19 protein-coding genes are annotated in these 18,559 nt (G+C 57.4%); 11 read left to right on the top strand and 8 right to left on the bottom strand.

Going from position 1 to position 18,559, the window contains the following annotated elements; translation table 11 throughout:
• Window positions 1-16 precede the first annotated feature (16 nt).
• Entirely contained in the window at window positions 17-235 is a 219-nt protein-coding gene (locus Q7U39_17670) for a hypothetical protein (GenBank protein ID MDO9119790.1), read from the bottom strand.
• Between the two features lie 286 nt (window positions 236-521).
• Between Q7U39_17670 and Q7U39_17665 the strand changes: the two genes are divergently transcribed.
• The gene (locus Q7U39_17665) at window positions 522-1,049 is read left to right on the top strand and encodes a hypothetical protein (GenBank protein MDO9119789.1); all 528 of its coding nucleotides are present in this window, start codon (window positions 522-524) and stop codon (window positions 1,047-1,049) included.
• Window positions 1,046-2,734: an L-aspartate oxidase gene (nadB, locus tag Q7U39_17660; protein MDO9119788.1), complete on the top strand. Its 1,689-nt coding sequence runs from the start codon at window positions 1,046-1,048 to the stop codon at window positions 2,732-2,734. The genes Q7U39_17665 and nadB overlap by 4 nt, the downstream gene beginning before the upstream one ends.
• Here nadB and Q7U39_17655 read toward each other — a convergent pair.
• From Q7U39_17655 to Q7U39_17645, 3 genes are all read right to left on the bottom strand, one after another.
• Complete coding sequence (locus Q7U39_17655) at window positions 2,640-3,311, bottom strand: lytic transglycosylase domain-containing protein (protein ID MDO9119787.1); 672 nt, start codon at window positions 3,309-3,311, stop codon at window positions 2,640-2,642. The genes nadB and Q7U39_17655 overlap by 95 nt on opposite strands.
• A gap of 143 nt (window positions 3,312-3,454) precedes the next feature.
• A complete protein-coding gene (locus Q7U39_17650) occupies window positions 3,455-4,336 on the bottom strand; it encodes an aminotransferase class IV (protein MDO9119786.1) in 882 nt (293 codons plus the stop codon).
• An 8-nt stretch (window positions 4,337-4,344) separates the two neighbouring features.
• Complete coding sequence (locus Q7U39_17645) at window positions 4,345-5,823, bottom strand: anthranilate synthase component I family protein (GenBank protein ID MDO9119785.1); 1,479 nt, start codon at window positions 5,821-5,823, stop codon at window positions 4,345-4,347.
• 174 nt (window positions 5,824-5,997) lie between these two features.
• Between Q7U39_17645 and Q7U39_17640 the strand changes: the two genes are divergently transcribed.
• The 4 genes from Q7U39_17640 to atpF all read left to right on the top strand — a co-directional run bounded on the left by Q7U39_17640 (window position 5,998) and on the right by atpF (window position 7,840).
• On the top strand, window positions 5,998-6,243 hold the full coding sequence (locus Q7U39_17640; GenBank protein ID MDO9119784.1) for an AtpZ/AtpI family protein: 246 nt from the start codon (window positions 5,998-6,000) through the stop codon (window positions 6,241-6,243).
• Window positions 6,244-6,245: 2 nt separating this feature from the next.
• Window positions 6,246-6,995, top strand: a complete 750-nt coding sequence (locus Q7U39_17635; GenBank protein ID MDO9119783.1) for a F0F1 ATP synthase subunit A — start codon at window positions 6,246-6,248, stop codon at window positions 6,993-6,995.
• A gap of 36 nt (window positions 6,996-7,031) precedes the next feature.
• A complete protein-coding gene (gene atpE, locus Q7U39_17630; GenBank protein ID MDO9119782.1) occupies window positions 7,032-7,262 on the top strand; it encodes an ATP synthase F0 subunit C in 231 nt (76 codons plus the stop codon).
• A 74-nt stretch (window positions 7,263-7,336) separates the two neighbouring features.
• Window positions 7,337-7,840 (top strand): F0F1 ATP synthase subunit B, encoded by a 504-nt coding sequence (gene atpF / locus Q7U39_17625; GenBank protein MDO9119781.1) that lies wholly within the window; start codon window positions 7,337-7,339, stop codon window positions 7,838-7,840.
• A gap of 16 nt (window positions 7,841-7,856) precedes the next feature.
• Here the strand turns inward: atpF and larE are convergent, their stop codons facing one another.
• From larE to rlmN, 4 genes are read right to left on the bottom strand one after another with little or no spacing between them, the layout of a single operon-like run.
• Entirely contained in the window at window positions 7,857-8,684 is an 828-nt protein-coding gene (larE, locus tag Q7U39_17620) for an ATP-dependent sacrificial sulfur transferase LarE (protein MDO9119780.1), read from the bottom strand.
• Between the two features lie 24 nt (window positions 8,685-8,708).
• Window positions 8,709-10,085, bottom strand: a complete 1,377-nt coding sequence (locus tag Q7U39_17615; GenBank protein ID MDO9119779.1) for a pitrilysin family protein — start codon at window positions 10,083-10,085, stop codon at window positions 8,709-8,711.
• Between the two features lie 2 nt (window positions 10,086-10,087).
• Window positions 10,088-11,461: a pitrilysin family protein gene (locus Q7U39_17610; GenBank protein MDO9119778.1), complete on the bottom strand. Its 1,374-nt coding sequence runs from the start codon at window positions 11,459-11,461 to the stop codon at window positions 10,088-10,090.
• 25 nt (window positions 11,462-11,486) lie between these two features.
• Entirely contained in the window at window positions 11,487-12,575 is a 1,089-nt protein-coding gene (gene rlmN / locus Q7U39_17605; GenBank protein MDO9119777.1) for a 23S rRNA (adenine(2503)-C(2))-methyltransferase RlmN, read from the bottom strand.
• A gap of 140 nt (window positions 12,576-12,715) precedes the next feature.
• Between rlmN and Q7U39_17600 the strand changes: the two genes are divergently transcribed.
• The 5 genes from Q7U39_17600 (at window position 12,716) to Q7U39_17580 (ending at window position 18,485) form a co-directional block, all read left to right on the top strand.
• Entirely contained in the window at window positions 12,716-14,980 is a 2,265-nt protein-coding gene (locus Q7U39_17600; GenBank protein ID MDO9119776.1) for a transglycosylase SLT domain-containing protein, read from the top strand.
• A gap of 63 nt (window positions 14,981-15,043) precedes the next feature.
• Window positions 15,044-15,298 carry a hypothetical protein gene (locus Q7U39_17595; protein ID MDO9119775.1) on the top strand — a complete coding sequence of 85 codons (255 nt, stop codon included), beginning with the start codon at window positions 15,044-15,046 and terminating at the stop codon, window positions 15,296-15,298.
• Window positions 15,291-15,587 (top strand): cell division protein ZapA, encoded by a 297-nt coding sequence (locus Q7U39_17590; GenBank protein ID MDO9119774.1) that lies wholly within the window; start codon window positions 15,291-15,293, stop codon window positions 15,585-15,587. The genes Q7U39_17595 and Q7U39_17590 overlap by 8 nt, the downstream gene beginning before the upstream one ends.
• 502 nt (window positions 15,588-16,089) lie before the next feature.
• The gene (gene rny, locus Q7U39_17585) at window positions 16,090-17,709 is read left to right on the top strand and encodes a ribonuclease Y (GenBank protein ID MDO9119773.1); all 1,620 of its coding nucleotides are present in this window, start codon (window positions 16,090-16,092) and stop codon (window positions 17,707-17,709) included.
• On the top strand, window positions 17,706-18,485 hold the full coding sequence (locus Q7U39_17580) for a TIGR00282 family metallophosphoesterase (GenBank protein ID MDO9119772.1): 780 nt from the start codon (window positions 17,706-17,708) through the stop codon (window positions 18,483-18,485). The genes rny and Q7U39_17580 overlap by 4 nt, the downstream gene beginning before the upstream one ends.
• The last annotated feature ends 74 nt before the right edge of the window (window positions 18,486-18,559 follow it).

Raw genomic sequence — 18,559 nt, 5'->3', positions numbered from 1 at the left:
GGCGAAAGACAAGGCGCTAGAGCTGTGCGATGGACTCGATCAGGTTCTTGTTGAGGGCCACATAGTCAGAACGATCCGTATCGTTGATGACCACGTCCGTCAGGCTGATAAAGAGCCGCACTTCCTCGTTGATCGCATCCGAGACGCGATGGCGCATTGGCGGAACGAGAAAGTCCCCCACGTAGGTGCAATTCACCGTACGGACGCGGATGCGAACCTTCTTGCCTTCCGGCACAATGTCCTCCTCCCGGTGAACGGGGTGAGCTAGCTCTTACGACGTAAGAATTTTTGGCGTCTGCGCAACTTCTTGTACTTGTGTTTGCGCATTTTTTTCCGCCGCTTTTTTAACACGCTCGACATGCAATGAATCTCCAAAGACGGGCGAGTCTAGAGACATTTTGGACAAAAAGCAAGCCAGCCGGTGACTGGCCGTGAATGATTGTGGTGATCTGGTTTCCCGTCGGGTCGACAGCGGCCCCGCGCCTTGACCGATCCACGGGACGTTCCTATACTGCAACTCTATGAATACGAATCATCCGGCCTCACGGTTTCGCTTGCGCGTGCTCCGTTGGTGCGGCGTGGCGATATTGCTGACAGGCGTGGCCTGCTCATCGAAGACGCTCCAGTATCCTGAGGATCATGAGCGTTTTACCCGCATCGATCGTGCGGTGGAAGCGTTACGGGAAGCGTATCAGCATCGAGACCGGTCTGCGTTTCAGGATGTAATGTTGCCTGCGGAGTCGTTGGAGCAAATCCAAGCGGAGGCCGCGCAGGATTTCGAATTGTTTCAATCCATTCAGCTGGACTTTAAAACCGAGCGCATCATGATCGACGGAGAAAATATTGACGTGTATGTGCATTGGCAGGGGGTGTGGAAGAAAAATCCCGACGACGCCGGTATCCGTCAGCGTGGACATGCTCGCCTGCAGTGGGTGGGCAAACAATCGATTCTTCTTCGTGGCGTGCAAGGTGATTTGCCGTTTGGAATGAAGGTGCGCCAGGCTTTATCCGACCTTCCCGCAGTCCCGCAGAAACCGCTGCCCCAATGAAACAGTCAGCAACTCAGTCGCGGAAAAGATCCGCTCTCCCTAAAGCCGACTTTCTGGTCATCGGGAGCGGCGTGGCCGGGTTGCGCGCGGCCCTGGAGTTGAGCCGGGAAGGCCGTGTCATCATGCTGACAAAGGGGCATCCGCTGCAGAGTAATTCGATCTATGCGCAAGGGGGCGTGGCGGTGGCGCTCAGTGAAGAGGACGATGTCGCGATTCACCGGACCGATACGTTGAAGGCCGGCCACGGGCTGTGTCGCCCCGAGGCGGTTCGGGTGCTGGTGGAGGAAGGGCCGGCGCGGATTCAGGAATTAATCCGGTGGGGCGCCAAATTCGACAAGACGGATGGAAAGTTTGCCTTTGCTCGAGAAGCGGCGCATAGCCGAAGCCGCATTTTGCGCGCACGCGGAGATGCCACGGGCAACGAAATGGTGCGAGCCCTGATGGCGCAGGTCGCGCGGCAGAAGCGCATCCAGCGGCTCGACTATCACTTTACAGTTGATCTGGTGGTGGAGGAGGGGCGTTGCTGCGGGGCGGTCGTGCTCGATGAATCATCGTCGAGGCAATTCATTATTCCCGCGAAAGCCGTCGTGTTATCCACGGGCGGCGCCGGACAGATTTACGCCCGGACGACGAACCCTCCCAACGCTACCGGCGATGGCATGGCGATGGCGTTTCGGGCAGGAGCCATGCTGCAGGATATGGAATTCGTCCAGTTTCATCCGACCTCGCTCTATCTCCCTTCCAGTCCGCCGTTCCTCTTGTCCGAAGCTATGCGCGGAGAAGGCGGGCAGTTGCGTAATAATAAGGGCGAGTTGTTTATGCAGAGATACCACCCGCTCGGGGCCCTTGCTCCGCGGGATATCGTATCGCGGGCGATCTGGGCCGAGATGGCGGCGACGCGCGCTCGGCATGTGTATCTCGACGTCACACATCTGGGAGCCGATTTCATCAAGCGTCGATTCCCGACGATCTATGCGACCTGTTTGCGATCAGATATCGATATCACTGAAGAGTGGATTCCTGTTTCGCCCAGCGCCCACTACATGATGGGCGGAGTGTGGACCGACGTGAATGGGGCCACCACGCTGCCGGGATTGTTCGCGGCCGGCGAGGTGGCCTGTAGCGGCGTGCACGGGGCTAATCGCCTGGCGAGCAATTCGCTGTTGGAGGGACTGGTCTTTGGGATGCGGGCTGGTGTCACGGCAATTGCGTTTGCTCAGGGGCAAGAATTCCCCGAGCTGTCTTCGCACGCAGAGATACTTCAGCCCGCAGGAGAGGCGACGCTAGAAGATGTAGAGAAGCTCAGGAGCTCGCTCCGCCGGACGATGTGGGGGCAGGTCGGGGTGATTCGGTCGCGTGAGTCGCTCATTCGCGCCACGGCTCAATTGTCCCGCTGGACACAGCTCGTCGCCAGGTTCTCTACGACGAGGGCTGAGCTGGAAGTTAAGAACATGGTGCAGGTCGCGCATTGTGTCGCGGAAGCCGCATTATGGCGTGAGAACAGCGTCGGAGCGCATTTTCGCTCAGATTGCCCCGAGTCGAAACGGCCAGGCTGGAAGCAGCACAGTCAGTTGCGGATCGCCAGTGATCCTACTGAACCGAGGCCGGCAAAGAAGCGGGGAGTGGTTGTGGCGCTGCAGATTCGGCAGCAGCGATCACGTGCCCGGTCATCGCGCCGTCCTTAATCAGAAACGTCCGGTAATAGCGAATGACTTTGCGGACGTATTGGCGGGTTTCGTCGATCGGTGGGAGTCCACGATAGCGATCCACGGTATGTTCCCCGGCATTGTAGGCTGCAAGTGCCAAGGGAAGGTTCCCTCGGAATCGATCCAGCAGTTGGCGGAGATATTTCGTCCCTCCCCCAATATTATCTTCAGGATCATAGAGGTCCCGCACTTCGAGGCGGACGGCTGTTTGTGGCATCAGTTGCATCAGGCCAATGGCGCCGGCTCGTGACACCGCCATGGGGTCGAACCCTGATTCCGCTTTAATGACCGCCCGGATGAGGGCAGGGTGTAATTGGTGCTGTCGGGAATACCGGCTGATCATCGGTTCGAGCTCCCGCTCTGACAGGACGGGATGGAGCCTGTTTGGCTGCGAGGTGATCCGCCGGTAGCGTAGGTCGGTCGGCACATTGGTCAGCGAGATGGTCCCGTTGGCATCGATGTATTGGTAGATCTCGGCCTGTGCTGCCGGAAGCCCTGAAAGTAGCCAGTGAGCCCCCACGAGGGCCGTTCCGAGAAGTAGTTGAGAGGTTTTCAATTGGTCGTTCCTTCGCGCTCTTGTTGTGTTTGGCATGGTCAAACGATAGCAGCCTGCACCTGGGTGTCAAGGATCTGCACGTCTTGTGCCCCTTTCTTGTCATGAGGGTACTGCAATAAAAGCAATGGTTTGATCGGAAGAGGTTAGTCGAGCGGTTCTAAATAGCGACTTCGATTGTCGATAAAATGACGGTGTAATTGACGGGTCAAGGGCCCTGGGATGCCCTGCCCAATGGGTTGCTGGTTGACTGAAACGACCGGCATGACTTCCATGCTGGTATTCGTCAGGAAACATTCGTCGGCATGCAGCAGCTCTTCCGGAGTGAATTGCCCTTCGCACACGGGAATCTTCAGCTCTTCCGCCATCTGCAACAGAATCGATCTCGTAATGCCATCCAAAAGACCGCAGTCGATGGATGGGGTGTACAGCTGGCCTTGCGTTGCAAAGAATAGATTACTCACGGTGCATTCGGTGAGAAGGCCTTCCCAATTCAGAAAGAGCGCGTCGAAGACCTGTGCGGCAATCGCCTCGCGTTTCGCCAGAATGTTGTTCAGGAAGTTGGTGGCCTTGATCTGCGGGGAGAGCGCGCTTTGCAGGTTGCGTCTCGTGCGGGCAACAATGAGTGACACGCCGCGCTGGTACAACTCAGTAGCGGGCGGATGGAGCGGTTTGGCCATGATGACGACAGTGGGTGTCGGACAGAGGGCCGGATCGAGCCCGATCTCTCCCGCGCCGCGGGACACGGTAATTCGGAGATAGGCGTCGGTCTCCTCAGTTCCCAGTTGATTGCGGTCCATCGCTTCATGCAAGAGGTGCGGCCACTCGCTCAACGGAATGGGGATTGTCAGGCCGATGGCGTCGGCAGAACGCTGTAAGCGCGACAGATGGTGATCTCGCATGAAAATCCGGCTCCCGTAAGAGCGGATCGTTTCATAGACGCCGTCCCCATACAGAAAGCCATGATCGAAGACGGAGATTGTCGCATCCTGTTCCGGGACGAATCGATCGTTGAGAAATATCCACATAGTGCATGCTACGACAAGGCGCTCAGAAAAGCCTGTGCTTTGTGCATCGTCTCCTCATATTCTTTGGCGGGATCCGAGTCCGCCACAATCCCCGCTCCGACTTGGAGGGAGCCCTGTCCTTCAAGGAGTACCAATGTGCGAATGATAATGTTGAAGTCGAGATCCCCGCTCCAGCTTAGATAGCCCATCGACCCGGTATAGGGGCCTCTCCGTAACGGTTCCAGCTCGTCGATGATTTCCATGCAGCGAATCTTGGGCACGCCGGTAATGGTGCCGCCCGGGAAGACGGCTCTCAATAGATCGAAGCCTGTGACCTCGGCCCGCAGTTGCCCAGAGATATGCGACACCAGATGGCTGACATGGGAATATTGCTCGATGGACATGAATTCGTCGACGTGGACGGAGCCGAACTCACACACGCGCCCCAGGTCGTTTCGTTCCAGATCAACGAGCATCAAATGTTCGGCGCGCTCCTTCTCGTTATCCAGGAGTTCTTTCTGCAGGCGACGATCGTCGGAGTCGTCCAAGCCTCGCCGCCGGGTGCCGGCGATTGGTCGAGTATCGGCTGAACGGCCCTCCAGGCGAACTAACCGTTCCGGTGATGTGCTGATTATGCTGGTGTCCCCGGTGCGCAACAGGCCGGAGAACGGGGACGGGTTCATGCGGCGCAAGCGTGCATAGGTTTGGAGCTCTGTCGCGAGTCCTGCCTGCTTCGTGAAACTGTCGCTTGTGACCGAAAAGCGATGGGAGAGATTGGCCTGATACAAATCACCGGCGGCGATATATTCCTGGCAGCGCCGGACTCGGTCCATATAGGAGTCCCGGGATTGCTGTGGGTGAAAGCTGACAGGCGCTAAGGAATCCGCCGGCTGTAGGTGGGGCTGAGACGTGGATACGTGCGCTTCCAGCGCGGCGAGTCTATCGCAACCCTCCCGGTAGAGCTGCTCTCGGGTCTCTCCGAGGAATCGTTCGAGCGGGGGGCAGAACATGAAATGCCATTCGCCCGAGGTATGATCAAACGCCGCGACAAGATCATAAAAGGCGAACTCCAAATCTGGAAAATGCCGATCGTCGTCGGCATGGTTCGGCAATGACTCGAATTGCCGCACCAGATCGTAGCTCAAATAACCCGCGGCTCCGCCGAAAAATGGCGGTGTTCCAGGGGGGCGGGAGATGACTGATTGTTGCATCAGGCGCGTAAGAGTTCCGAACGGGTTCTGGCCGGTTTGTATGTGCCCATCGGCTGAACGGTTAGTCCAGTCGTTTCGCGTGCCCGAAAAGACTTGGTAGGGATTGGTTGCGAAGAAGGAGTAGCGTCCGCTGGTTGACGGACTTTTGCCGCTTTCAAAGAGAAACGAGGCCTGTTGGCTTGAGGCGACGCGGGCATACAGCTCGAACGGGCTGGGGGCCAAGCCTCGCCGGCTTAGGCTCAAGGGTTGCGGGGCTCCATGCAGAAAGGCTGTGGGGGATGGTCGTGTCGTTGCCATGAATTCAGAAAGTCCGACCGGTTTTGGTTGGCATACTATACCGTAGCGCTTTCGCGAGAGACAGAGTCTCTAACGGCTTGACATTTCAATGAGGATTCTGCTTGAATTGCGCGCTCGCAATCGGTTGAGTACTCATTCAGATTCTTGTCTGAGCACTAACCGGTGAGTAATGGAATGCCCCCTTCTCAAGGTCCGTTTTATGCGGGGCTCGGCCAGGCGGTTCGGATTGGAACCGACCTGCTAGCTTCGTTGATCGTCGGAGGCGGGTTGGGCTGGGTGTTGGATACCTACCTCCTTGATTCCACTCCCTGGGGGATGGTGGTGGGGTTGGTGCTCGGAGTGATCGCCGGCATACGGAACGCATACCGGTCGGCCATGCGGTGGCCAGGTTCACCGCCTGATACAGAAAGCAAAGGGTAGCCGTGGAAGAAAGTCCGCTTCATCCGTTTGAACTGCATAACTACATTCCTCTCTCTGTTGGTGGGATCGATATCTCCATTAACAAAGCGGTCATCATCATGTGGGTCGTGGTGGCGCTGGTCGCGTTTTTGATGCTCAAGGCAGGGGCGGCGCGGCAGCTAGTGCCGGGCAAATTGCAGAGCCTGGCGGAGATGCTGGTGGATTTCATCCGGGGCATCATCCTGGATACGATGGGGAAAGACGGGATGCGGTTTTTCCCGCTCATTGCCACGTTGTTCCTCTTTATTCTTTTCTGTAATCTCATCGGGCTGATTCCCGGTTCCTATACGGTCACGAGTCAGATCGTCGTGACGGCGGTGTTTGCCTGTGTGGTGTACGGGCTGAGTCTTGTCATGGGGTTTCTGCTGCACGGCGCCAAGTTCTTGGGGATTCTCGTGCCGCCGGGTACGCCGGGATGGCTCTTGCCGTTGATGATTCCTATCGAATTGATCAGCCAGTTAGCCCGGCCGATTTCGTTGGCCGTTCGATTGTTTGCCAATATGACGGCCGGACACGTCATTCTCGGGGTGCTCTTTGGTTTGGCGATCAGCGGCGGGCTGTTGATCGGCTGGTTGCCGTTTGTGTTTACGATTGCAATGAACGGGTTGGAAGTCGGCATTGCATTTATTCAAGCCTATATTTTTACCGTGTTGACGTGCGTCTATTTGGGCGACGCATTCCATCTGCACGGCCATGATGACCACGCGCATTGATCGCGTGTCAGCCAGACAAGGGAGGAGTAGGACACAATGGATTCAGCAGCAGCAGCATTGTTGGGTATGGGATTGGCGGCGGCGGGTTTTGCCGGTGCCGGTGTCGGAATCGGGTACATCTTCGGCAAGATGATTGAAGCCGTGGCCCGCCAGCCTGAAGCGGAAGCTCGCGTTGGTAAGTACATGTGGATCGGGTTCGCGCTCGTGGAAGCCATCGCGCTCTACGGGCTCGTCATCGCGTTCATCATCATGGGGCTTCGCAAGTAAGGACGGGGATAGGCCGAGCCTGCGGTGTGGCACCTGGGCGCTCAGCCTCAACCTCAACTTGTTGGGAGTGAACAATGCCGCAGTTTGAATCGAGTTTTTTCTCGTCGCTGATTTTTTGGGAGATTCTGTCCTTCGGGATTCTGTTCTTCGTGCTCTATAAGTTTGCCTTTCCCGGCATCCTGAGCGTCCTCGAAGAACGGGAGAAGAAGATCAAGGACAGCCTCGACCAGGCTGAACGTCACCGCGCAGAGTCTGAGCGTGCGCTGAAGACCTATGAGGCGAAGCTCAGTGCAGCGGCGAAGGAAGCCGAAGCCATTCTGGCGGCAGCCCAGGAGCGGGCACAGCGTCTGCTGGATGAAAACGAACAGCGGATGAGCACGGAAGCGGAGCGCATCAAGGGCGAGGCCACGCGCGAGATCGATCATGAGCGGCGGAAGGCCGTGCAGGACATCCGCAATCAGACCACGGAGTTGGCGTTGATGGTGGCGGAGAAGGTGGTGCAGCGCAGCCTCACGGATGCCGATCACCGGAAGTTTGCCGACGAAGCGCTCAGCGCCCTCTCGAAGTCGCACTCCTAATCAAGTTTGGTTTGCTCTACTTGGCCGGGCGCGGTGGGTCTATACTCACCCCGCCCGGCCGATACCCTTCCAAGTCAATCGTCACAAACCGGAAGCCGAGTTCCTTCACGCGTCGGCTGATTCTCGTCCCTCGTTCTCCCTCGAGCAGTCGAGCCAGTTCATTCTGACCGACTTCAATTCTGGCGATTTCGCCGTGATCGCGCACACGGCAATGCCGGAACCCCTCTGCAAACAGGACCTCTTCGGCCTGCTCCACCCGACTGAGTTTTTCTCTGGTGATCGTGACGCCCCGGGGAATGCGTGAGGACAGACAGGCGGCAGCTGGCTTGTCCCAGTTCGAGAGCCCCAAGTCTTTCGCAAGCCATCGAATGTCTGATTTGGTAAGCCCAGCTTCCAGCAGCGGGCTGCGAACGCCCCATTCGCGTGCGGCCTTGAGGCCGGGACGATCATCGCCCAGATCGTCGAGATTGGTTCCGTCCACGATGACAGCCGACGCATGCGTTTCTCTCAGCGTGCCCAGCAATTGGTAGAGGTCGGTCTTACAATGAAAACAGCGATCGGCATCGTTCTCGGTAAAAGCAGGGATTGTCAACTGGTCGGTCTGCACCAACTCATGGCGCGCGCCGATTTCCTTCGCGACGCGGGTGGCTGTTTCCAGTTCGATCGCTGGAAAGGTCGGTGAAATAGCCGTGATACCCACGGTGGAATCTCCGAGTTCGTCGTGGGCGACTTTCAGGACGAATGTGCTGTCGATCCCGCCTGAATAGGCGACCAGGACGGAATCCATGGCCGCAATGATCTTGCGCAGATGCAGAAGCTTGTGTTCGAGCGGATGAGGTTGCATAGCGGCACAGTGCCGGGGAGTCTGTTACTGGCGGACCTTGGCTTTGGCCACGTTGCCAACCACGACGAGCGCATAGTGCTGCGGGTCGAGGTATTGTTTCGCCACGCGAAGGACGTCGTCTTTCGTGACGCGCTCGATCCATTTCGGGTACTGGCTGAAATATTCGAATCCCAGTCCGTAGTACTCAACCTGCGCCAGCACCTGGGCCAGCTTGGCGGTTGAGTCGAGGCGGAGCGGAAAGCTGCCCATGAGGAATGACTTTGCTTCCGATAGCTCCTGGTCGCTGACCGGGCTGTCGCGGATCCCTTTGATTTCCGTCAGCACGCCTGCAATAGCCTGGTTCGTGGCTTCGGTTCTCGTTTGAAGATTTACCCAGAACGAGCCGGGGAGCATGCGCGCGTCGTAGTGGCTCATGATTCCGTAGGCAAGTCCCTGCTTGTCGCGGATCGAGTCCATGAGCCGGGACGAAAACCCTCCGGCCCCCAGAATATGGTTCATGACGGTGACGGCGTAGTAGTCGGGGTTATTCCGGCTAATGCCCCCGTGGCCGAGGACAATCGTGGATTGAGTCAAGTCCTTCTCAATGAGCTGAACCGCCTTCTTCTCCACCGCTGCCGGTTTCTTTGTCGTGCGGGTCTGGGGGTTGCCCTTCTTCCATGAGCCGAAATGGTTTTGCACAAGGGCCGTAGCTTGTTCGACGGAAAGATCCCCCACGATGGTCAGAATCACCTGATTGGGGAGATATTCCTTCGCATAGAAGCTCTGGACGTCCGTCAGCGTAATCTTGCCCACGGTGTCTTCGGTGCCTTGTGCTGGCCATCGATAGGGATGATTGTGAAAGACCAGCTGGTTGAAAGCCTTCATCGCCACATGGCCGGGATCGTCGTTGTCGCTGGAAATTTCTCCCAGGATCTGTGAGCGCACCCGCTCGAATTCGTGCTTGGGGAAGGCGGGATGCATCAACACATCGGCGAGGAGCGCAAAGCCTAGGTCGATATCTTTTTTCAGTACGCGCGCTGAGGCGGTCGTGAAGTCCTCTCCGGCTTTCGCTTCCAGTGAGCCGCCGATGAAATCGATTTGCTCTGCCAGTTGTTTCGAGGATCGGCTGGTAGTTCCCTCATCCAAAAGACTGGCGACGAGATTCGCGACGCCGGCTTTCTCAGGAGGGTCGTAGGCCGATCCGGTCTTGACCAGGGCATGAATCTCCACGATCGGGAGAAAGTGCTGCTCCAGAACCAGGACGGTCATCCCGTTCGGCGTGGTGAATTTTATCGGCGTGATGTCAGCCGCATAGAGGGTCGTAGCGAGGGGGAAGAGGGCGGTCGTGAGCAGCAGTGCACTTGTACGACGCCATTGGCTCACCCGAGTGAATAGTCCTTTTGATGCAGTCGTGGCCATCATGATCAGGGCTTTCCGGCATGTGCGGCGGTCGGTTGGGGCTCTGCCGCTTTAGGCGGTTGAGGAATCAGAATGCCGACTGTCCGGTTGTCGGGATTCAGGTATTGCTTGGCCACTCGTTGAATGTCTTTGGCGGTGACCGCGCGGATGCGCTCTAAAAATTGATCGACTCGCCGCCAGCCGGCTCCGATGGATTCTGATTGACCCAGCAACATGGCGTATCGAAAGTTCGAATCCTGTTCAAATACGTGGGAGGCTTCCACCTGATTTTTCGCCCGCTGCAGTTCCAATTCGGTCGGCGGCTCGTTCTGGAGTCGGGTGATTTCGCGATACAGCGCGTCCTCGACCGACTCCACTTTGGCGCCAGGATTCACCAGGGCATAGAAGTAGAAGAGGCTGGGATCGGTCTGCATCAGGCTGTATTCGGCCCCGACGGCCAGGGAGTTCTTTTGATCGTAGACGAGGCTCTGATAGAGGCGCGAACTTTTTCCATGCGACAGGATCGACTCCAGAATGTCCAGGGCGTAGGAGTCGTCGCTGGAATAGTTCGGCACGCGGAACCCCAGCATGACGAAGGGGACTTGCGCCTCACGTTTTAAGAGAAAACGCCGTTCGCCGCGCTGCTCCGGCTCGACCGCCAGCGTGGCCTTCGGACTCGGACCCTTGGGAATCGGTTCGAAGAGGTGCTTGATGGTCGGGAGTAAAGAGTCTGCCTTGATATCACCCACCACGATCAGCGTGGCATTATTCGGCGAATAGTAGGTGTCGTAGTGGCGCTGCAAATCGTCCAGCGACATGGCATCTAAGTCGGCGAACCAACCGATGACCGGCCAGTGGTAGGGGTGGCTGAAATAGGCCTGCGCGAAGAGCGCCTCGACTAGAGCCCCTTGGGGATCGTCTTCCGTGCGCAGCCGGCGTTCTTCCTTCACAACTTCGCGCTCGGTTTGAAACTCGTTGTTGTCGAGGATCAGTCCCTGCATCCGATCCGCTTCCATTTCCAAAGCGAGCTCGACGCGATCGGCTGCGAGGTTCTCAAAGTAGGCGGTAAAATCCTGGCTGGTAAAGGCGTTATCGACACCGCCGTTTTTCCGGATGATCCGGGAAAAGGAGCCCTTTGGATACTTCGCCGTGCCTTTGAACATCATGTGTTCGAGCATATGGGACAGCCCGGCTCGGCCCATCACTTCGTTGCGCGAACCCACTTTGTACCAGACCTGTACGGTCGCGACGGGGGCCTTCGGGACCTCCACGAGCAGGACTTTCATTCCATTGGACAAGAGATATTCGTGTGGCTCAGCGGCGTAGATCGTGTCTGCCCACAGGCAGAGAGTGAGTACGGTGAACAGGATTGATCGGTGACGGTGGTGTTGTGACTTCATAATTGGGTGAGTCGCACGAGGCATGCTAACAACGGGATTCGATTTGTGTCAAGGCAACCGAGACCTGTCCGGCCGGAATATTGCCCAATTGGCCGCAAGCTCCCAGTACGTCGCGCCCCCGGCTTTTGCGAATGAACGCGTCGATGCCGGCGCGGGTCAGTATGGCCTGGAACGTGAAAATGCGATCATCGGTTGGGCGGTGGAAGGCGTTTCCGGGAAACTCGTTGAACGGAATCAGGTTCACTTTACACCGGATGCCTGCGAGCAGCTTCACGAGGCGCCGGGCATCGTCATCGCTGTCGTTTGCCCCGGCGAGCAAGACGTATTCAAACGTCAACCGCCGCATGGGAGGGAGCGGATATCGCCTGCAGGCGGCCATAAGGGTCTTGAGCGAGGCGATCTGACTGGCTGCCGGCATCAACCGTTGCCGCTGTTCCTCTGTCGTGCCGTTCAAAGAAATCGCCAGATTCACTCCCAGCGCGGCCGCATCTTTCAGCCGGGTGGCAAGTCCCGCGGTCGAAACCGTAATGCGACGCGGCGACCAGCCCAGTCCCCATGATTTGTTTGTCAGGCACCGGATTGCGGCGGACAGCGCCTCACTATTCGCCAGCGGTTCGCCCATGCCCATGAACACAAGGTTGGTGAGCCGTTCTTCGCCGGTGAGTTGATCCTGAGCGGTCAGTACCTGATCGACGATTTCATGTGCTTTGAGATTACGCTTCAACCCCATCGTGCCGGTCAGGCAGAAGCCGCAGTCCAGCATGCAGCCGACCTGTGTTGAGACGCAGAGCGTCAGCCGGTCTTCATCGGGGATGAGCACCGTTTCAATGCGAAGGTCATCGTCCAAGGTCAGGAGTAGTTTGCGCGTGCCGTCGGACGATTGGAGCACGGTGCAGTTCTGAGTGCGCTGAATCGTTGCGACGGTTGCCAGTTTCTCACGATCGTTCTGCGAGAGATCGGTCATCTGAGCGATGGTGCGAGCCCGGCGCTGATAGAGCCAGCGCAGAATCTGCCCGGTCCGATACCCTGGCCAGCCGAACTCGCGAACAAGCGTGGCCATCTGGGTCTCGGTCAGACTCAGTAAGTTTGTCTGTGGGCGCGAAGGAGCAGTCATCGAAAGACGCCTATCTCAATTATAAAATAGCAGAGTATCACAGGGTGTAGGGCATCGGCAGCATCTGTTCGTCCAAAGCTTCCTAATCATGCGCTGCCCCTCCTACCCCTGCGGTCTATAATGTGTTACTACATTTGGCTATGAAGACCGCATCTCACTTGGTACTCATTTCCTCCGTGATCGTTGCCCTGTTAGGGCCTTCTGCTGACCGGGCGCTGGCGTCGCAAGTGAGTAATGGAGATCTCTCCGCTGCCGGGTCCTGCGAATCTGCGGAAGAGTGTTTTCTTGCTGCCGCCCAGCCTAAGGAGCGCTTGGGGAACCAACTCACTAAAGATCAAGTTTCGGCACTCAAATTGGAGCGATTGCGCTTAATCACGGAGCGGTTTCCTGGTTCGATCTGGGCAAAGCGCGCGGGGGTATTGTCCGGGGTGTTGTTAGTCGAGCGAAATCCCGCAGCGGCCATACCGTTTTTACGGGCGGGGCAACGCGACCTTCCGGTGCTGGATGATTACCTGCGCTTATGGACGGGTGAGGCGACGTTGCATCTGGGCGATGCAAAGGAGGCGGCGGGACTGTTTGAAAGTGTGGTTCAGGCGGTGCCGGATTCCAATTTGAGCAGTCTCGTGGCGCTCCGAGCGGGAGAAGCCTGGTATCAAGCGGCGAGCTGTCCAGAGGCGCTGGGCTGGCTGGCGAAAGCGGTCGCGAACAACGAGAAAGACAAAGATCCTCTCGTGCCGCGAGCGTGGCTGCGGATGGCAGCCTGTTATCTTCGTGCCGGCCAAATTGCTGAGGGACGGACGACACTCAAGCAACTCTGGGTCCGGTTTGCCTATGCGCCGGAAGCGAAAGAGGCGGAAGCGCTGCTCCTCACGAATCTTGGCGGGGAACCCTGGACGGCCTCCTCGGAAGATCATTTCAATCGGGCGCAGGCGTTTCTCGGCCAGGCATTGCATACGGAAGCGATTGAGGAGCTCAAAAGGTTTTTAGCGATGGAGCAGGGCTCGGCACATCGCGGAAGTGCGAAGCTCAAGCTCGGAGTCGCGCAGGTACGGTTGAAGCAATACGATCCGGCTCGCGAGACGTTTCGAGCGCTCATGGCGGAGCACGTGGCGGAGTCCGATGAAGCTACGGTCTGGCTGGCGCGAGTCTATCTGCGACAGGCGGCGGGGGCGAAGCTGCTGGAGCTGAGCCGGTCCCTGGACAAGCTGTCACTATCGGCGGAGCAGAAGGGACAGATCAATATCTTTGCCGGGATTTGGCTGGAAGATCAGAAACAGTTCAATGAAGCGATTACCAAGTATCGGTTGGTGGCAAAGGCGGGAGAGCCGGCGACTCAGCGGGCGGAAGCGTCCTGGCGCGTCGGGTGGGCCCTCTACCGAACGGCTCGGTACAAAGAGGCTATCGAGGTCTGGCAACATATCGTCGATCAACGCGATAGCGATTATGAGCCCCAGGCGCTCTATTGGATCGCCCGTTCTCTGACGCAAACACAGAACGGCCGAGCCCGCGATGTCTACGCGCAATTGTGCCGGCAGTATCCGTTCACGTACTACTGCCAGTTGGCCAGGGAGCAGGCGCCTGATGCGGTGGTTGACATTGGAGGCCAGACTGCGCCGCCGGCGGCGGCAGAATCACCCACGACCGAGGTCGTCGCGCCTTCGTTGATGAAATTCGCCGAGGTGGAGCAGCAGCCAGCCTATCGTCGAGCATTGGAGCTGAAGATGTTGGGGCTTGAAGCCGATGCGGCGCGTGAACTGGCCGCTCTCACCGAGCAATATACTCGTGACCCGGATGTCTTGATGACGCTCTCAATGCGGTTGAACGAGGTGGGAGCGTATAATCACGCGCTGCGTTTAGCCCGTGCCCGGTTCCGCGAAAAATTGGAGCGCACCGGTGGAACGGTGGCCCCTGGTCTCTGGAGTGTGGCGTATCCCACCGGTTTGATCCCGACGATCAAGACGCAGGGATTGAATGGCGTGAATCCCTACTTAGTTGCGGCCATCATCCGGGAGGAGAGTCAGTACGATGTGCGGGCGGTGTCTCGAGTGGGTGCAATCGGATTGATGCAGGTCATGCCGGCCACGGCGAATCAGGTCGCGCAGCGGCATCATTTTCCTGCGGTAACCCGGGAAGATCTCTTTGATCAGGAGACGAATGTGCGGATCGGGGCCCGGTATGTCGAGCAATTGTTGGCCCAGTTCTCCGGGAACGTGGTTCACACGATTGCCGCCTACAACGCGGGCCCGATTGTCGTCGGGAATTGGGCGGACCAGCATCGCGGGCGCAGCCAGGATGAATTTGTCGAACTGATCCCATTTCAGGAAACGCGTCAGTATGTGAAGCGGGTCTTGCGGAGCTTTAAAGAATATCTTCGATTGGCTGGCAGCGCAGGTCCGGTTTCTTGACAAGATGTAGTGAAGTTTTTATAGTGCCCCACAATCTATTGGGTTTATTGGGAGATTTTGAGCATGGCGTTGGATCGTCTCGATGCATTGGAAAGCCGGATTCGTGAGCTGGTGAAACTTGTTCAAGAATTCAAGAAAAAGAATGCGTTGTTAGAGGATGAGCTGAAGGCGACGCGCCAGCGCCTCTCCTCACAAGACGACATGAATCGGCAGTGGGAGCAGGAGCGGGTGGACATCAAGGCGCGTATTGAGCGAGTGATGGGTGAGATCGATTTGTTGGAATGTTTGGACGATTCCAAGGAGGTGGCTCTTGACTAAGACCATTGATGTGGAAATTTATGGCCAGCGGTATTCTATTCGTGGGGAGGCGGATGATGTGTATATTCGCCGGCTTGCGAGCTTCGTGGATGAGCACATGCGGACGTTGGCTGAGGGGATGAAGACCGCGACGCCCTCCAAGCTGGCGGTCTTGACGGCTATCAATCTGGCCCATCAATTCTTCGAGTCGGAAAAGAAGCGGACCCAAGGCGAGGCCGATGTCGATCGCCGGATGGAGACGTTGATGGAATCCATCGAGGAGCAGATGCCGATTTCATTCTTCAGGTGAGTTTCACCTTGCTTTCGGAAAAGGCCTTTGTTATCGTGGGTCTAGTGTCTTTACGTTATGCGTGTGTCGAGTGATGAGGAATCGGTTTCCAGGAACGTCATCCAGAACAGAATGTGTGATCGAGATAGTCGAATGATCAACGCACAAGAGAACAGCGGTGTATCTGTGTATGCAGTCCTAGTACGGTGGATGCTCACCTTGTGGGTGATCCCCGTTCGGCGGTTCGTGTGGACGATCGTAGATCGGTGTGTGGACATGGTTGTGGGTGTGTCGCGCGCTGTCGGTCGTGAGTTGCACGTTCAGCCTGTGCTTGCAGTGATCCCTCGTCGGCAGAGAATGAGAGTGTGGGTTCGAGAGTCTCGGCCGGATGGGAGTGGATACAGATACACAGGTGGTCGATCTTCTGGTTCCCGTGTGCGATCGCGTTTGGGATGATCGTGTTCCCGGTTTAGGCCTTCCTCGTTTTCGCTCCACCCTCGCATAGCGCTGCATTGCTAACAGATTGCAGAGAATAGGCGATCTGGCCTGTTTTCTCCATGAAGGGGGTGCTCCCATTTCTACCTCACTCGTTGCCTACATACTCTGTGGACTCATCGGGGCTCTGATCGGTGCCGGACTGCTTGAAGCGGTTCGTCGTCAGCTCGCTACAGCCAAACGAACGGAAGCGGAAGATCAAGCGAAGCAAATTACCCAAAACGCCCAGCGTGAGGCCGAAACGCTGATCAAGGAAGCCAAGCTCGAGTCGAAGGATCTGATCTTCCAAGCCAAGACCGATTTGGAGAAAGAGCAGAAGGTCCGGTTTGCTGAGTTAGCTGTGACGGAAAAACGGCTTGTTCAACGTGAAGAGAATTTGGATCGGAAGCTTGCGGCGATCGAGAAGCGAGAAGCGGACACGCAGAAGCGGGATCAAGAGTTTGCGCGGCGTGAAGAAGGACTCGCCAAGAAAGAAGCGGCCTGCGCCAAGGTTGAGCGTGAGCATCGCGAGGCGCTCGAACGAGTGGCCGGGATGACGGGTGATGAGGCCAAGAAGCAATTGATGGTTGAAATGGAAAGTCAGGCCCGCCTCGAGGCGGCCGGGTTTGCCAAGCGGACATTGGAAGAGGCGCGTGAGAATTCCGAACGGGAAGCCCGCGAGATTATTACCAGCTCGATTCAGCGCGTCGTGCGCGACTACGTGGCCGAATCCACGATCTCTGTGGTCCAGATTCCCAATGACGCGATGAAAGGCCGGATCATCGGTCGGGAAGGGCGGAATATCCGGGCGATCGAGGCGGCGACGGGCATCGATCTGATCATTGATGAAACGCCGGAAGCGGTGATCATCTCAGGGTTCGATCCGTTGCGGCGTGAAATCGCCAAAGTGTCGCTTGAGCGATTGATGCATGATGGACGGATCCATCCGACGCGTATCGAGGAAATTGTCGAAAAGGTGAAGGTTGATATCGATAAGTTGATGTACGAAGAAGCCGAAAAGATCATTTTTGAACTGGGCCTTTCTGATTTCCATCCAGAACTGATCAAAGTATTAGGGCGGTTGAAGTACCGGACGAGCTATGGGCAGAACAATCTGTATCATGCCCGTGAGGCCGCGTATATTTGCGGAATCATGGCGTCGGAGCTGGGGCTCGACGTGAAGTTGGCGCGTCGCGGGGCGTTGCTTCATGACATCGGCAAGGCGGTCAGTCATGAGGAGGAAGGGCCGCATGCGATGCTCGGCGCGGAGATCGCCAAGAAGTACGGTGAGTCTGCGAAGATCGTCAATGCGATCGCGGGCCACCATGAGCAGGTGGAGCCGATCTGTCCGGAGAGCGTGTTAGTCGCGGCTGCCGAAGCGCTATCTGCTGCGCGGCCCGGCGCACGACGCGAAGCGTTGGAGTCATACGTGAAGCGGCTGGAGAAGCTGGAGGCGCTTGCTACCGCGTATAAAGGCGTCCAAAAGGCGTACGCGATTCAGGCGGGGCGTGAAATTCGCGTGATTGTGCGGCAGGAAGATATTACTGACACGGAATCGTTCCAGTTGTCACGAGACTTGGCGAAGAAGATCGAGCAGGAGCTGACCTATCCCGGACAGATCCGGGTGACCGTGATTCGAGAGAGTCGGTATGTGGAGTATGCGAAGTGAAAATTCTCTACATCGGCGACATCATGGGAGAGCCGGGGCGCCGGGCCGTGGGGCGTATGGTGCCGCGCGTGGTCTCGCAGCGGCAGGTGGATGTCGTCATTGGGAACGGGGAAAATGTGGCCGGCGGGTTCGGAATTACCCCGGAACTGGCGGAAGAACTCTTCGAGATGGGCCTGTCCGTCATCACGACCGGAAATCATGCCTGGGACAAGAAGGAAATTCTCGAGTATTTCCCGCGTGAGCCGCGTCTCTTGCGTCCGGCCAACTATCCGGCCGGAGTGCCGGGCAACGGCAGTTACGTCGTTGAAACACCCGGGGGTGAAAAGTTGGCGGTGCTCCAGCTGATGGGGCGGGCCTATATGCCGACGCTCGATTGTCCATTCCAAGTGGCCAAGCGGGAAGTGGCGAAGCTGAAACGGGAAGCGGCAGCGGTGCTGGTCGACATGCATGCCGAGGCGACGTCGGAAAAGATGGCGATGGGACATTATCTCGACGGAGAGGTGGTGGCGGTGGTCGGTACGCACACACACGTGCAAACCGCCGACGAACAGATTCTGCCGAAGGGCACGGCCTATCTGACGGATATCGGCATGACCGGTCCCTTGCATGGTGTGATCGGAGTTAAAAAAGAGCTCGCCATTGAGAAGTTTCTCACCGGGATGCCGAAGCGATTTGAAGTTGCTTCCGGGCCCACTGTTTTTTGCGCAGTGCTGATCGAGGTGGATGCGCAACTCGGAAAGGCGATTGCGATCGAACGGATCCGAGTCATCGACTAAGGGAGATCTCACCACGGGCTTCAGAATACCTACGTCGCTCTCCTCTCCAGCCTCCTCGGTCAGGCAGGTTCATA

The organism is Nitrospira sp. (assembly GCA_030653545.1).
Taxonomy (GTDB): Bacteria; Nitrospirota; Nitrospiria; order Nitrospirales; family Nitrospiraceae; genus Nitrospira_D.
Note: the sequence above shows the minus strand (reverse complement) of the source record. Positions and strands in the feature narration are given on the sequence as shown.

Coding starts and splice junctions, on each gene's coding strand:
- Q7U39_17665 (MDO9119789.1), top strand. CDS start 522: ATGAATACGAATCATCCGGCCTCACGGTTTCGCTTGCGCGTGCTCCGT.
- nadB (MDO9119788.1), top strand. CDS start 1,046: ATGAAACAGTCAGCAACTCAGTCGCGGAAAAGATCCGCTCTCCCTAAA.
- Q7U39_17650 (MDO9119786.1), bottom strand. CDS start 4,336: ATGTGGATATTTCTCAACGATCGATTCGTCCCGGAACAGGATGCGACA.
- Q7U39_17645 (MDO9119785.1), bottom strand. CDS start 5,823: ATGGCAACGACACGACCATCCCCCACAGCCTTTCTGCATGGAGCCCCG.
- Q7U39_17640 (MDO9119784.1), top strand. CDS start 5,998: ATGCCCCCTTCTCAAGGTCCGTTTTATGCGGGGCTCGGCCAGGCGGTT.
- atpE (MDO9119782.1), top strand. CDS start 7,032: ATGGATTCAGCAGCAGCAGCATTGTTGGGTATGGGATTGGCGGCGGCG.
- atpF (MDO9119781.1), top strand. CDS start 7,337: ATGCCGCAGTTTGAATCGAGTTTTTTCTCGTCGCTGATTTTTTGGGAG.
- larE (MDO9119780.1), bottom strand. CDS start 8,684: ATGCAACCTCATCCGCTCGAACACAAGCTTCTGCATCTGCGCAAGATC.
- Q7U39_17615 (MDO9119779.1), bottom strand. CDS start 10,085: ATGATGGCCACGACTGCATCAAAAGGACTATTCACTCGGGTGAGCCAA.
- Q7U39_17610 (MDO9119778.1), bottom strand. CDS start 11,461: ATGAAGTCACAACACCACCGTCACCGATCAATCCTGTTCACCGTACTC.
- rlmN (MDO9119777.1), bottom strand. CDS start 12,575: ATGACTGCTCCTTCGCGCCCACAGACAAACTTACTGAGTCTGACCGAG.
- Q7U39_17600 (MDO9119776.1), top strand. CDS start 12,716: ATGAAGACCGCATCTCACTTGGTACTCATTTCCTCCGTGATCGTTGCC.
- Q7U39_17595 (MDO9119775.1), top strand. CDS start 15,044: ATGGCGTTGGATCGTCTCGATGCATTGGAAAGCCGGATTCGTGAGCTG.